The sequence below is a fragment of the Salinivibrio sp. YCSC6 genome (assembly GCF_004916735.1).
Lineage (GTDB): Bacteria > Pseudomonadota > Gammaproteobacteria > Enterobacterales > Vibrionaceae > Salinivibrio > Salinivibrio proteolyticus.
Genome location: NZ_CP039516.1, coordinates 2,817,483 through 2,830,725, shown reverse-complemented (window position 1 = coordinate 2,830,725; position 13,243 = coordinate 2,817,483). Strand labels below are relative to the sequence as shown.

The 13,243-nt window shown below is 51.8% G+C and carries 13 protein-coding genes; 10 read left to right on the top strand and 3 right to left on the bottom strand.

Annotation, left to right across the window (positions count from 1 at the left end):
• Positions 1-126: 126 nt before the first annotated feature.
• Positions 127-1,488 carry a glycerol-3-phosphate transporter gene (glpT, locus tag E8E00_RS13200; protein ID WP_077639818.1) on the top strand — a complete coding sequence of 454 codons (1,362 nt, stop codon included), beginning with the start codon at positions 127-129 and terminating at the stop codon, positions 1,486-1,488.
• 85 nt (positions 1,489-1,573) lie between these two features.
• On the top strand, positions 1,574-2,365 hold the full coding sequence (locus E8E00_RS13195; protein WP_077480948.1) for a DeoR/GlpR family transcriptional regulator: 792 nt from the start codon (positions 1,574-1,576) through the stop codon (positions 2,363-2,365).
• 14 nt (positions 2,366-2,379) lie between these two features.
• Here the strand turns inward: E8E00_RS13195 and E8E00_RS13190 are convergent, their stop codons facing one another.
• Positions 2,380-2,799, bottom strand: coding sequence for a flagellar basal body-associated protein FliL (locus tag E8E00_RS13190; RefSeq protein WP_069589058.1), 420 nt, complete (start codon positions 2,797-2,799; stop codon positions 2,380-2,382).
• Positions 2,800-2,957: 158 nt separating this feature from the next.
• Here E8E00_RS13190 and E8E00_RS13185 point away from each other — a divergent pair, with 158 nt between their 5' ends.
• Together E8E00_RS13185 and ubiA are read left to right on the top strand one after the other, a co-directional pair.
• Positions 2,958-3,500, top strand: a complete 543-nt coding sequence (locus E8E00_RS13185) for a chorismate lyase (RefSeq protein WP_077455005.1) — start codon at positions 2,958-2,960, stop codon at positions 3,498-3,500.
• Positions 3,497-4,351, top strand: coding sequence for a 4-hydroxybenzoate octaprenyltransferase (ubiA, locus tag E8E00_RS13180; RefSeq protein ID WP_077674517.1), 855 nt, complete (start codon positions 3,497-3,499; stop codon positions 4,349-4,351). Before E8E00_RS13185 ends, ubiA begins: the two co-directional genes overlap by 4 nt.
• 68 nt (positions 4,352-4,419) lie before the next feature.
• Here ubiA and plsB read toward each other — a convergent pair whose 3' ends face one another.
• Positions 4,420-6,885: a glycerol-3-phosphate 1-O-acyltransferase PlsB gene (gene plsB / locus E8E00_RS13175; protein ID WP_077674518.1), complete on the bottom strand. Its 2,466-nt coding sequence runs from the start codon at positions 6,883-6,885 to the stop codon at positions 4,420-4,422.
• A 203-nt stretch (positions 6,886-7,088) separates the two neighbouring features.
• Here plsB and lexA point away from each other — a divergent pair, with 203 nt between their 5' ends.
• The 6 genes from lexA to E8E00_RS13145 all read left to right on the top strand — a co-directional run bounded on the left by lexA (position 7,089) and on the right by E8E00_RS13145 (position 12,990).
• On the top strand, positions 7,089-7,715 hold the full coding sequence (gene lexA, locus E8E00_RS13170; protein ID WP_069589035.1) for a transcriptional repressor LexA: 627 nt from the start codon (positions 7,089-7,091) through the stop codon (positions 7,713-7,715).
• A gap of 122 nt (positions 7,716-7,837) precedes the next feature.
• Positions 7,838-8,632 (top strand): class I SAM-dependent methyltransferase, encoded by a 795-nt coding sequence (locus E8E00_RS13165; RefSeq protein ID WP_371414194.1) that lies wholly within the window; start codon positions 7,838-7,840, stop codon positions 8,630-8,632.
• 237 nt (positions 8,633-8,869) lie between these two features.
• Positions 8,870-9,985: a cytochrome c oxidase subunit II gene (coxB, locus tag E8E00_RS13160; protein ID WP_096630430.1), complete on the top strand. Its 1,116-nt coding sequence runs from the start codon at positions 8,870-8,872 to the stop codon at positions 9,983-9,985.
• A gap of 9 nt (positions 9,986-9,994) precedes the next feature.
• Complete coding sequence (gene ctaD, locus E8E00_RS13155; RefSeq protein ID WP_077765119.1) at positions 9,995-11,596, top strand: cytochrome c oxidase subunit I; 1,602 nt, start codon at positions 9,995-9,997, stop codon at positions 11,594-11,596.
• Positions 11,586-12,113, top strand: a complete 528-nt coding sequence (locus E8E00_RS13150; protein ID WP_096630432.1) for a cytochrome c oxidase assembly protein — start codon at positions 11,586-11,588, stop codon at positions 12,111-12,113. Before ctaD ends, E8E00_RS13150 begins: the two co-directional genes overlap by 11 nt.
• Positions 12,114-12,123: 10 nt before the next feature.
• Complete coding sequence (locus E8E00_RS13145) at positions 12,124-12,990, top strand: cytochrome c oxidase subunit 3 (RefSeq protein ID WP_096630434.1); 867 nt, start codon at positions 12,124-12,126, stop codon at positions 12,988-12,990.
• 1 nt (position 12,991) lies between these two features.
• On the opposite strand, the gene E8E00_RS13140 is transcribed toward E8E00_RS13145, so the two are convergent.
• Positions 12,992-13,198 (bottom strand): DUF2909 family protein, encoded by a 207-nt coding sequence (locus E8E00_RS13140; protein WP_077455019.1) that lies wholly within the window; start codon positions 13,196-13,198, stop codon positions 12,992-12,994.
• Positions 13,199-13,243: the final 45 nt, after the last annotated feature.

Here is a 13,243-nt window from a genome sequence, read left to right as displayed (position 1 = left end):
GGTTTTTGTTTTCATTTTGAGTAAATATTCCACCCGTTGAGCGTATTCGAATATTTCAATGCTCACTCTTTTGATTTGTAACCCTTTTACCTATCCATCGCGTACATCTTACTGAGGAACCCTCTCATGTTTGGAATCTTTCGTCCGGCACCTCACCGGCAAAGATTGCCAGAATCGCAAGTCGGCTCAACCTACACCCGACTGCGTTGGCAATTGTTTATTGGTATTTTCATCGGTTATGCCGGTTACTACCTAGTGCGTAAAAACTTCAGCTTGGCAATGCCATTTCTTATTGAAGAATATGGTTTTAGCCGAGGCGATCTTGGCTTTGCATTAGCTGCTGTCTCGATCGCTTACGGTCTGTCCAAGTTCCTCATGGGCAGCGTGTCTGACCGCTCTAACCCTCGCTACTTCTTAAGTGCTGGCCTATTAATGTCATCGTTGGTGATGTTCTGCTTTGGCTTTATGCCGTGGGCAACCAGCAGTATTACCATCATGTTTATCCTGCTGTTTATTAACGGTTGGGTGCAAGGCATGGGCTGGCCGGCTTGCGGGCGTACCATGGTGCACTGGTGGTCACGCCGCGAGCGTGGTGAGCTGGTATCTGTTTGGAACGTGGCGCATAACGTGGGGGGAGGCTTGATTGGTCCGCTATTCTTGCTTGGCCTGTGGCTGTTCAATGACGACTGGCGTGCCTCTTTCTATGTCCCGGCGTTTTTTGCAGCCTTGGTCGCGGTATTCATCTGGTTAACCCTACGCGATACCCCGCAATCATGTGGTTTGCCACCGATTGAAGAATACAAAAACGACTATCCAGAAAACTACGACGAAGAAGCCTTTGAGAAGGAAATGACCGCCAAAGATATCTTCGTGACGTATGTACTGAAAAACCGTCTTTTGTGGTACATCGCGATTGCTAACGCCTTTGTCTACTTGATTCGCTATGGCGTATTGGACTGGGCGCCTGTGTATCTGGATGAAGCCAAAGGCTTTACCGTCGATAAGTCCTCATGGGCTTACTTCCTCTACGAGTGGGCGGGGATTCCGGGCACACTGCTGTGTGGTTGGATGTCAGATAAGTTCTTCAAAGGGGCACGAGCGCCGGCGGGTGTGCTGTTCATGGTCTTAGTCACCTTGGCGGTATTAGTCTATTGGTTTAACCCTGCAGGCAATCCGGGCGTCGATATGGTCGCGCTGGTGGCGATTGGCTTCTTGATTTATGGTCCTGTGATGCTGATCGGCTTATATGCGCTTGAGCTTGCACCGAAAAAAGCGGCCGGTACGGCGGCAGGTTTAACCGGACTATTCGGTTACCTCGGTGGTGCTGTGGTGGCCAATATTGCATTGGGTTATACCGTGGATCACTTTGGTTGGGACGGTGGCTTTATGCTCCTTACCGGTGGCTGTATCTTGGCGATTTTCTTCCTATGCTTAGCATGGGTAGGTGAGAGCCGAGTGCGTCGTGAGTCACCGGCACATGCTGCCTAAACAATCAGTCTTGGCATTGCCCATAGGCAATGAGTAAACTAGAAAGCCCCCGTGACCGCGGGGGCTTTTTGTAAGGGGAGATGCAGTGAAGCAAAACAAACGTCATCAGCAAATCATTGATCTGGTTAAGTCACAAGGATACGTGAGCACGGAAGACTTGGTTGAGCGCTTCAATGTCAGCCCGCAGACGATTCGACGCGATCTCAATGAATTGGCCGCAGAGAACCACATTCGCCGCCATCACGGTGGGGCGACCGTACCGTCGAGTTCGGAAAACACCGCGTATGCAACGCGTAAGGTCTTACAGCAGCACGAAAAAGACACCATTGCTCAAGCTTTGGTGAAGCACATTCCGGATGGCGCAACCTTGTTTATTGATATCGGCACCACACCGGAGGCGGTCGCGCGCGCGTTACTCAATCACCATAACTTACGGGTGGTGACCAATAACTTAAATGCCGCTGCTATCTTAATGCCCAAGCAGGATTTCACCCTGATTATTGCAGGGGGCGAAGTGCGCAACCGTGACGGGGGTATTGTGGGTGAAGCTACCCTCGATTTTATCTCCCAGTTCCGCCTCGACTTCGGCATTTTGGGGATCAGTGGCATTGATGATGATGGGTCGCTGCTCGATTTTGACTACCACGAGGTACGTGTCAAAAAAGCGATTCTAGATAACAGCCGCTGTGTGATGCTGGCTGCCGACCATACCAAGTTTGGTCGTAATGCCATGGTGAATCTTGGCAACATTACCCAACTCGATATGGTCTTTACCGATGCCGAGCCACCGAGCAATGTGCGCGATATGTTGTTAGCGCAAGGTGGCCACCTTGAAGTGGTGCCCAGTGATGCTGAGCAAGATGCGTTATCCGCGTAGCGGATAACGATCGCTTATTGGTATAGGTACTTGGTAAACAAGAGATCGGCGAGAATGCGTCGATTGGTTTCTGCTAATAAGAGCTCATTGACGCGCTCTAGGCAGGCTTTACGGATTGCTTCTCGACCGGATAGCGATTTTATCTTGGTGACGGTTTGCTGACTCAAGGTCTCGATGATGGCATCACGGATCAGCGGCGCATGGTATTCCAGCTCACGCACCAGTTTCGGGTCATCGACCATCAGCTCCACTTTGACATTGATAAAGCCGAGCCGGCTCCCCTCAGTGACATAGTTGGTGGTGATCTCTGGCTCTAGGGAAAAGTAGCTGTATTTGGGCGCTTGTCCATCACCCTCTGCTTCAGCGAACACGGCCGAGCTGGTCAGTAATAATAGGCCGACCAAGGCCATCCATAAGGTTTGAATCTTTCTCATATCCACCCAGCAATTCAGTTGCTCATATGATAGGGTTAGGCCGCCCTGCATTCTCCAATCGGGACTGGCTTGCTACAATTGCCAGCCGAGTATAGCAATATTGTAAGCCACCGAGGGGATGAAGCGGGCGAATTTTGCGCGATGTGGCACAGGAAACAATGTCGGATTTAAATCAAACCTATTTGGCGGCGCTGAAACAAGCGCGCTGGGAACGACCAGATATCGCCGCGTTAAAACGCTCTCAACATGGGAGTTGGTTACTCGAATCGCATTCGATGACGGCTCGACTCAAGCGCCACTGTCAGCGCTTTGATGTGGATGTGGTCAACGTATATCAACTGACGCCGGATAAACTGACCACGGATGAAGTGGCATTAATCGGTCACGAGGCGTGCGTGGTGCGTGAAGTGATCTTAAAGGGAGACGGCCACGCATGGGTTTGTGGGCGCACGCTGTTGCCCGCTTCCACGCTTGAAGGACAAGGCGGTTACTTGAACGCCCTAGGCGCCGTGCCGTTAGGTCAGCATGTCTTTAAACAGCGCGCATCGCGCCGTGATGCGATTGAAGTGGCGGAAGTAGCGATGCCAACGGGTGGCCTTCAGGCGCGTCGCTCGCGGCTTTGGCTACATAACCGTCCGATGTTGGTGGCGGAATTGTTTTTACCTGATTCGCCCATGTACGGAAAGGAGATCCCCGCATGAGCCCTAAGTTAGTGGCGCTGGCTCAACTGGCCCGCCTTGACCGCCCGATTGGGACCTTATTATTTTTATGGCCAACCTTGTGGGCCTTATTTTTGGCTGCCGACGGTCTACCTCCCTTCGATGTGTTGGCGGTTTTTGTATTGGGCGTATACATGATGCGTGCCGCCGGATGCGTGATTAATGACTATGCGGACCGTCATTTTGATGGCCATGTTAAACGCACCAAGGACAGGCCACTGCCGTCTGGACGTATTAGCGAAAAAGAGGCGCTCGCGCTCTTTTTTGGCTTGGTTCTCGCCTCGTTTGCGCTGGTATTAACGCAAAACCTGTTGACCATTCAACTGTCCTTTGTCGGCGTCGCCTTGGCGTTTGTCTATCCCTTTATGAAGCGTTATACCCACCTTCCTCAATTGGTATTGGGACTGGCGTTTAGTTGGGGGATCCCGATGGGATTTGCCGCGGTACAAGACACCATTCCTCCCGTTGCGTGGCTTTTGTTTATGGCAAATAACTGTTGGATCATTGCCTACGACACCCTTTATGCCATGGTCGACCGAGATGATGATTTGAAGATCGGGGTGAAATCGACCGCCATTTTATTTGGCCGTTGGGACAAAGCGGCGATTGGTGGTTTGCAATTATCGACACTGTTACTGCTGATGTTGGTGGGGAATTGGCTGTCCCTATCGGCAGGTTTTCATTGGAGCTTGCTGGCCGCGTTTGTGTTGTTTGTTTACCAGCAGTATTTAGTGCGTGAGCGAGAAAGAATGCCTTGCTTTCAGGCGTTTATGAACAATAACTATGTGGGTTTGGTGATTTTTATGGGCGTCTTAGCCGGCGTATACCTCTAGGCAATCACTGACCCTGACACATAAAAAAGGCGCATCATGCGCCTTTTTTAGTGCTCAATATCGGGTGCTTATTGCCCGCTATCGGACTCGGTGTTTTCTGCGCGGCCCGTCAGTGGCTGGTTCAGCACGGCCTGAATGGTGAGCTGGACTTCCGGTGAAATCAGCCCGCATACCAAATCATTCAGTGCTTGGATGCGCTCAGCATTGGCTTTGGCATCATCATCGAGATAGCCTTGCTCACGGAGTGTATCCACAAAGGTACTGAACACGCCTTTATCAAAAAACTCTGGCGCGTTGATCCCGTGTAGGCGGCTTAAACGCTGTGCCAACATTTGGCTGTGTTTTTCCAGTTCACGCTTTTCAATATGCGGCTGGTGGGTGTACAAGGTCAACGTAATTGCATAGCGCTGCAAGGTTTCGACGATGGTACGCCCCAGCAATTGCAACTCACCCAGCTTGGCATTGTTCATGGTCACTTTATCGTCGTTACAACAAATCAGCGACTGTGCCTGCATGGCATGCAATAGCGCATCAAAGTAGCTATCTAAGCTGGCTTGGTCAAAACTCATAAACAGCTCGGCTTTGAGCAGCGGATACAGCTGCTGCACGCAGGCGCGTAAGCCACTTTGGCTGATGGTTTTGTGGGTGATCAGGATCTGCGCAATCAATGAAGGCAGCGCCACCAAATGGATCACGTTGTTGCGATAATAGGTCATCAAAATCGCTTGCTGACGGTTTAGCGAGATCACATCGCCCATGGTGTCTTTCTCGACCACAAACTTATTCAGTGACAACGCATGGTCGACTAAGTCTGCGGGACTGTCTTGCGGCACACTGCAACAGGCCGAATACGGCGCTTGTGTAAGCAGCTGTTGATACACCGCCAGTTGGGTCTCCAATGCTTCACGGCTTAAGGCGCGCTGGCGCGAGGCCAGCAGCGCGGTGGCACAAAGGGTCAGGGCATTAGTGGCGGCCGCATCGTTAATCCGAGTCATCACTTTTTCAGCCAAGTCATTGACCACTGGGTTCATCCAAGCGGGTTTCTGCGGCTCGATCGGATTGATGTAATCATGCCAGTCCGGCACCTTGTCGTTTAGGTGTTGGTTCAGTGGAATAGGCTCGCCAAAGTTGACGTACCCCAGTCCGTAGTCACGCAGCTTGCGCACAATGCCTACCACTTGACCAAAGCTTTCTTTCTCTTTGCGTTGGCCTTGCAGCTCTTTGGCGTAGGTGCTGACCTCCATTACGTGCTCGTAGCCAATATAGACGGGCACCAAGGTGATTGGGCGTTGTTGACCGCGAAGCATGGCTTGCAAGGTCATGGCAAGCATCCCCGTTTTCGCCGGTAGCAAGCGACCTGTGCGTGAGCGGCCGCCCTCGGAGAAGTACTCGACCGAATAGCCGCGGGCAAATAACTCTGCCAGGTATTCACGGAAAACGGTGGAATACAGGCGGTTGCCTTTAAAGCTGCGACGAATAAAGAAGGCGCCACCACGGCGGAATAAGGGCCCAGCCGGGAAGAAGTTAAGGTTTACGCCGGCGGCAATATGCGGCGGTACCAGCCCTTCTTTATACAGCACATACGACAGCAATAAGTAGTCCATGTGTGAGCGGTGGCAGGGCACATAGACAATTTCATGGCCGTCTTGCGCCAACTGACGCACGCGCTCGGCGTTATTGACATTGATGCCTTGGTATAGCTTGTTCCACAACCAAGTCAGCAGGCGATCACTATAGCGAATCAAGCGATAGGAGAAGTTGGCGGCGATCTCTTCCATCATATCGACCGCTTCTTTGCGCACTTTCTCAACCGAAACATTGCGGCTTTGCGCTTCATCATGAACCACTTTGTCGATCGCTTTCGACGCCAGCAGACGCTTAAAGAGTAAGGCGCGATTCGGGAGGCGAGGTCCCGAGGCAGCGAGTTTTTGACGCGAGAAGTGGATCATCGCCACCCGCGCGAGTTTATGCGCGATCGCTTGGTCGGTGCCGTGCTTGTCGGCCATATAGCGTAGCGATACCGCTTGGCTGATACGCACCATGCCATCACGGCCACGGGTCAGAATCGTCCACAGTTTCTCAGGGCCATTCATGGCGCGCAAAATCGCTTGATCGCGCTGCGTTTCGTTGCCCGGGTCCCGTTGCCACAGCACCGAGGCGGGGACGAGCTGAATATCTAGCTCACTGTCTTGGCGATGAAGGTTAAGTAAATCTTTAAAATGCGCCAACGAGCGGGCCGGTAAATCTTGCTGACCACTAAATACCTTACGGCCGTGGCTAATAAACACGTAGCGCGGCAAGGTAGTATCCCCGATGGTAAGGGGCTTTAACGGATCAGGTAGCCCTTGACGCAAACAGGTGCGCCTGAGGGTTAGCAAATCCGTGTGGGAGTGAAACGGCAGCACATAGACGATGGGCCGTGTTAACGATAGATTGAGCTGCTCAATTGGTTCGGATGGAATACAGTGGGTTTTTACCCATGCAGAGAGCGGCAAATTCAATAGCTTATAATAGAGTTTTTGCCAGAGAGCCATAACGGTTAGCGCCTCAAAATCAAAATGCGCGCCAAGGATAGCAGAAAAGTATGGCGAACTCGCAACGAAAGGTCGGGAAATTACGCTAACCCGCCGTTTCAAGCCACAATGAGATCCGCTTCTCGCTGCGCGAATTAGGCCTTTTCAAGCATTTAATTACTGGATATACTCACAGTTAACTGTATAAAAAGACAGGTAAGAGCATGAAGCCGTTAACCGCGAGACAACAGCAGGTTTTTGATTTAATCAAAGCCCATATCGAAGAGACAGGGATGCCGCCGACCCGTGCCGAGATTGCTCGTCAGTTGGGTTTTCGTTCCGCGAACGCGGCGGAAGAGCATCTAAAAGCCTTAGCCCGTAAAGGGGTACTGGAGATTATTCCCGGCGCGTCACGAGGCATTCGTTTGATTTGCGAAGAAGAAGTGGTCGCCCCAGAAGATCAAGGTTTGCCGCTGATTGGTCGCGTGGCGGCTGGTGAGCCGATATTGGCGCAAGAGCATGTCGAAAGTCATTACCAAGTTGACCCTGCCTTGTTCAAACCGCGCGCTGACTTTTTATTACGCGTCAATGGTATGAGCATGAAAGACATCGGCATCCTAGATGGCGATCTACTGGCGGTACACAAGACCCAAGATGTGCACAATGGCCAAGTCGTTGTCGCACGCGTTGATGACGATGTGACCGTGAAGCGTCTTGAGAAAAAAGGCGCGCAAGTGGTATTGCACGCTGAAAATGACGAATTTATGCCGATCTCGGTGGATTTAACCGCACAATCACTGACCATTGAAGGCGTGGCTGTGGGTGTGATCCGTAACGCCGATTGGATGTAATAGGTTTCTGGCACGGGCGCCGCTCGCCCGTGATTTGACCGCGGTTAAAAAAACACCTTTGCATTATTGCTCAAGCAAACGATAATTATTATCATCTATAATTATCGTATGTGGAGGTGTCCGTGCGTACTCAACAGCATTCTGTTCCTAGCAAGCTATTTAAGCCGATGTGGCTGCGCAGCCGTGAGAGCCTTACCGATGATGGGGTGATTTACGATCCGGTGGCGGCTGCAGCCTGTCAGGGATGTGTTCTCCAGCCTGAATGTGATTGGCACAACTTGGATCAAACCCAGTTGCTTTATGCCACGCTTACCAGTCAATGTGATGCGATTGTAAAACAATTCTTAGCCCAGCATCCCACCGCGTGGATTATCAACGTGGGAGGCGGACTCGATACCCGTTTTTACCGTCTCGACAATGGCCGTTGCCGTTGGCTAGAAGTAGATGTCGACGAAACCTTACTCTGGCGTGAGCGACTCTTTCATACCAGTGAACGGTTTCGGATGGTGCAAGGCTCGGTCAAGCAGCTTGATTGGCTGGATCAGTTAGCGGTACCTGCTGGTCACCCCACAATGCTAATTTGTGACCAAGCCTTACTGGAGTGCAGTAACCGCGAAATTTCAGCCTTTTGCCATCATATCAGCCGCCACTTTCCGCAAATGGAAGCATGTTTAGTACTGGCGGGGGACAAATGTCATACTCGCATGGGACAAAAGCTGGGCTGCGAACAGTACCAACATGGTTTTGCCGACCCGAGAATGGCGATCGTGAACGCGTTGCCGTGGGCGTGCCGCGTAGAAGAAAAATCACCGCTCGATAAACCCTGTCCCCGTTGGCGGTTGTGGCAACGTGCATTAGCGGCCATGCCACGCTATCGTCTCCGTTTCACGCCTGTTGTCCTTCATATCGAGTTATAGCTTTTCGCACTATCGTTTTTCTGCCGTCGTGCTCACACAAGGTGGGCACGTGTCTGGCTTTATGATCTTTTTCGCCTCGATTCTTTGTCCTTTTCGCCATCCTTGCCTAACTTAATTGTAAATAAAACGTTAACTATCGTTAGTGATTGTATCTGTACGTATTCTCGTCAGCGTCAATCATGAGTGAGGCAGGAGGAAGCCGTGTTGAGGCGCCGATTACTACTTTTGATAGGGACAATGCTCCTTCCTGCAGTAGGTGTGCATGCTGCAGAACGAGAAGGTTGGAACCTCACCCAGGGGGTCACGGCCATCAGTCAGCAGGTGTATGACCTGCACATGACCATCTTTTATATCTGCGTTGCGATTGGTGTGCTGGTGTTTGGAGTGATGTTTTGGGCCATTATCCGCCATCGTAAATCCAAAGGCGCTAAACCTGCCTCATTCCATGAAAGCACCAAGGTAGAAATTGCGTGGACGCTCGTGCCGTTTTTGATTTTGGTGGGTATGGCGATTCCGGCCACCCGAGTGTTACTCGATATGGAAGACACCACCGAGCCGGACCTGACGGTGCAGGTAACGGGCTCACAATGGAAGTGGCATTACCGCTATTTTGACCATGACGTTGCCTTTTTTTCTCTGCTTGCCTCCAGCCCCGAACAAATCCGCAATGAAAGACAAAAGCGTGACACCTATTTACTCGAGGTCGATCAGCCTCTGGTGTTGCCAGTCGGGCGCAAGGTGCGCTTTTTAATCACCTCACAAGATGTGATTCATTCGTGGTGGGTGCCCGCCTTTGCGGTGAAGAAAGATGCTAACCCCGGTTTTATTAATGAGGCATGGACCAAAATTGATAAGCCCGGCATTTATCGCGGCCAATGTGCAGAGCTGTGCGGTAAAGACCACGGCTTTATGCCGATTGTGGTGATCGCCAAGCCGCAAGAGGAATTTGATGCTTGGGTGCAAAAAACGGCGCTAGCACAGCAAAAAGCGCGCGAAGAGGAGCAACGCTTGCTGGACATGGAAATGCCGATGGATGAGCTGATGGCGCTTGGCAAGCAAGTGTATGACAGCCGCTGTGGCATGTGTCACCAAAGCGAAGGACAAGGGATGCCGGGCGTGTTCCCCGCGTTGGCCGGCGCTGAGATTGCCATTCAACCGGATAGGTTGGTCGATCATATTGATATTGTCGTCAACGGCAAAGCAGGTACCGCCATGCAAGCGTTTGGTCCGCAATTGTCGCTCAAAGAATTGGCGGCGGTGGTGACTTATGAGCGCAATGCGTGGGGCAATGACACCGGTGATACCGTACAAGCTGCGCAAATCAACGCGGTGAAGTCAGGTGAAGATCTTTAGGAGCGCGTGATGACAGATACTACCCCAGATACCTTGCATGACGATCATCACCACAAACCGCGTGGGATCATGCGTTGGGTGTTGACCACCAACCACAAAGATATTGGCTCCATGTATCTGATTTTTAGCTTCACCATGTTTTTACTGGGTGGGGCGATGGCGATGGTTATTCGTGCTGAGCTTTTCCAGCCCGGCCTGCAACTGGTTGAGCCTAACTTTTTCAACCAAATGACTACAGTACACGGCCTGATCATGGTGTTTGGCGCGGTGATGCCCGCGTTTACCGGTTTGGCTAACTGGATGGTGCCGATGATGATAGGGGCGCCGGACATGGCGCTGCCGCGGATGAATAACTGGAGCTTTTGGATCCTGCCGTTCGCGTTCTTACTGCTTATTGGTTCCTTGTTTATGGAAGGCGGCGGCCCTAACTTTGGCTGGACGTTTTACGCGCCGCTGTCGACCACTTATAGCCCAGACAGTACCGGCCTGTTTGTCTTCGCCCTGCATATCATGGGGATCAGCTCAATCATGGGGGCCATCAATGTGATTGTCACCATCACCAATATGCGTGCGCCGGGCATGACCTACATGAAAATGCCGCTGTTTGTTTGGACGTGGCTGATCACGGCCTTTTTGTTGATTGCGGTAATGCCGGTATTGGCAGGGGCCGCCACCATGGTGCTTACCGATAAGTACTTTGGTACCAGCTTTTTTGATGCCGCGGGGGGCGGCGATCCTGTGATGTTCCAGCATATTTTCTGGTTCTTTGGTCACCCCGAGGTCTACATCATGATTTTGCCCAGCTTTGGCATTATCTCGGCCATTGTCCCTGCGTTTTCACGGAAGCGCCTGTTCGGCTATAGCTCAATGGTGTATGCCACCGCCTCGATTGCGGGGTTAAGCTTTTTGGTATGGGCGCACCATATGTTCACCACTGGGATGCCTGTGTTTGCCGAATTGTTTTTCATGTTCTGCACCATGCTGATCTCGGTGCCGACTGGGGTGAAAGTCTTTAACTGGGTCGCCACCATGTGGCGGGGATCCTTGACCTTTGAAGTACCCATGTTGTTTGCAATTGCCTTTATTGTGCTGTTCACCATCGGCGGGTTTTCGGGCTTGATGCTGGCAATCACGCCGGTCGATTTTCAGTATCACGATACTTATTTTGTGGTGGCGCACTTCCACTATGTGCTGGTTTCGGGAGCGGTGTTCTCGATTATGGCCGCGGCTTACTACTGGCTCCCCAAGTGGACCGGCCATATGTTTAATGAAACCTTAGCCAAGTGGCACTTTTGGTGCTCGGTGATTTCGGTCAATGTGCTTTTCTTCCCCATGCACTTTCTGGGACTGGCGGGGATGCCACGCCGGATCCCCGATTATGCGCTGCAATTTGCGGACGTGAACGCCATTGTCAGCATCGGTGGCTTTGCCTTTGGCTTATCACAACTTATTTTCCTCGCGGTGGTGATCAAATGCGCGCGCGGCGGTGAACCTGCTGCGGCGAAGCCGTGGGAGGGTGCCGAAGGGCTGGAGTGGACAGTGCCTTCACCGGCACCGTATCACACCTTTGAGACACCACCGGATCTAGAGGAGACGCGCCATGGCCACTGAGTCTGCGCGCTCGGTGCGCCGCTTACTGCTGCTCGCCGTGGCGATGTTTGGCTTTGCGTTTGCCTTAGTGCCTTTGTATGACGTGTTCTGTGACGTTACTGGGATCAATGGCAAAACCGACAATGAGGCCGCCGCATCCAGTGCGGGCATTGACCAAGATCGCTTGGTGACCATTGAATTTATTGCCTACATCAACCCGGGGATGCGCTGGACGTTCGAGCCCCAAGTTAATCAGATGCAAGTGCACCCTGGTGAAACCCATACCATCAACTACCTAGCCACCAACAATGCGCGCTATGACACCATTGGCCAAGCGGTGCCTTCGGTCTCACCCGGGATAGCCGCCCAATACTTGAACAAAATTGAATGCTTTTGTTTTAACCGTCAGCCTTTACCGCGTGGCGAGGATGCGGCTTTGCCCCTCGTGTTTTATGTGGATCCTGAGCTGCCGGATGACATTAACCACTTAACGCTGGCCTACACCTTGTTTGATGTGACCGCCAGCGCCAAGGAATAAGGAGGCGCTCATGGCGACGCCTGAACGTTATTATGTCCCTGCGGCGAGTGTTTGGCCGATTGTTGGTGCGGTGGCGCTGTTCTTGATTGCCGCTGGCGCAGGTGCCACGGTGGGCGGTTTATTTGGTGGCAATGGCCCTTGGCTGTTACTGGCCGGTACCGTACTTATTTTGGTTATGCTCACCGGTTGGTTTCGCGACGTGATCCGCGAATCCATGCAAGGGCTGTACTCGGCCCAAATGGACCGCTCTTTTCGCCAAGGAATGAGTTGGTTTATTTTCTCTGAAGTAATGTTTTTTGGCGCTTTTTTTGGTGCGCTCTTTTATGCCCGCTTTATCGCCGTTCCGTGGCTGGGGGGGGCGAGTAACAATGCGATGACGGCCGCGGTATTGTGGCCAGATTTCGTCGCTCAGTGGCCACTCACTTTAACCCCGGGCGGGATTGAAACCACCGCGATGCCCGCGATGGGGTTACCGCTGTTAAACACCTTTATCCTCCTGACCTCTTCTGTGACGCTCCAGATTGCCCATACCGCGATGGAGAAAAATCAACGGGGGCGAATTAAAAGCTTCCTATTGGCCACGGTGTTATTAGGCGCATTGTTTATGTTTTTTCAGGGCGAAGAATATATCCATGCTTACCAAGAAATGGATCTACGTCTCGACTCTGGGGTCTATGGCAACACCTTTTATTTATTAACTGGCTTTCATGGCCTACACGTTACATTAGGCACCATCATGTTGTTTGTGATTTGGTTACGTGTATTACGCGGCCACTTCACGCCGACACAACACTTTGGTTTTCAAGCCAGTGCTTGGTATTGGCACTTTGTTGATGTGGTGTGGTTATGCTTGTTCGTTTTTGTATACATCTTATAGCTCAATAGGGGCGTGGGTTGGGGGTAATCCAGCCCATTGATAGCGCCAATAAAAGCAGTAAGAAGATACAGACGGAAAATAAAACGCGACGGCCCAAAAAGCGAGATAAAGGCACGGAGCGATCGCCATTGAGCAAGACAGGAATGGCACGAAATAAGTTAAATAAAATAAAGATCAGCAAACAAATCAGAATAGCTTTGACCAGCATAAGCGCTCCTTAGCGCAATAGGTAATCATGAAACAAGGACGGCGA

Coding starts and splice junctions, on each gene's coding strand:
- E8E00_RS13185 (WP_077455005.1), top strand. CDS start 2,958: ATGTCGGATTTAAATCAAACCTATTTGGCGGCGCTGAAACAAGCGCGC.
- ctaD (WP_077765119.1), top strand. CDS start 9,995: ATGACAGATACTACCCCAGATACCTTGCATGACGATCATCACCACAAA.
- coxB (WP_096630430.1), top strand. CDS start 8,870: ATGCTCCTTCCTGCAGTAGGTGTGCATGCTGCAGAACGAGAAGGTTGG.
- glpT (WP_077639818.1), top strand. CDS start 127: ATGTTTGGAATCTTTCGTCCGGCACCTCACCGGCAAAGATTGCCAGAA.
- E8E00_RS13145 (WP_096630434.1), top strand. CDS start 12,124: ATGGCGACGCCTGAACGTTATTATGTCCCTGCGGCGAGTGTTTGGCCG.
- E8E00_RS13190 (WP_069589058.1), bottom strand. CDS start 2,799: ATGAGAAAGATTCAAACCTTATGGATGGCCTTGGTCGGCCTATTATTA.
- lexA (WP_069589035.1), top strand. CDS start 7,089: ATGAAGCCGTTAACCGCGAGACAACAGCAGGTTTTTGATTTAATCAAA.
- E8E00_RS13150 (WP_096630432.1), top strand. CDS start 11,586: ATGGCCACTGAGTCTGCGCGCTCGGTGCGCCGCTTACTGCTGCTCGCC.
- plsB (WP_077674518.1), bottom strand. CDS start 6,885: ATGGCTCTCTGGCAAAAACTCTATTATAAGCTATTGAATTTGCCGCTC.
- ubiA (WP_077674517.1), top strand. CDS start 3,497: ATGAGCCCTAAGTTAGTGGCGCTGGCTCAACTGGCCCGCCTTGACCGC.
- E8E00_RS13140 (WP_077455019.1), bottom strand. CDS start 13,198: ATGCTGGTCAAAGCTATTCTGATTTGTTTGCTGATCTTTATTTTATTT.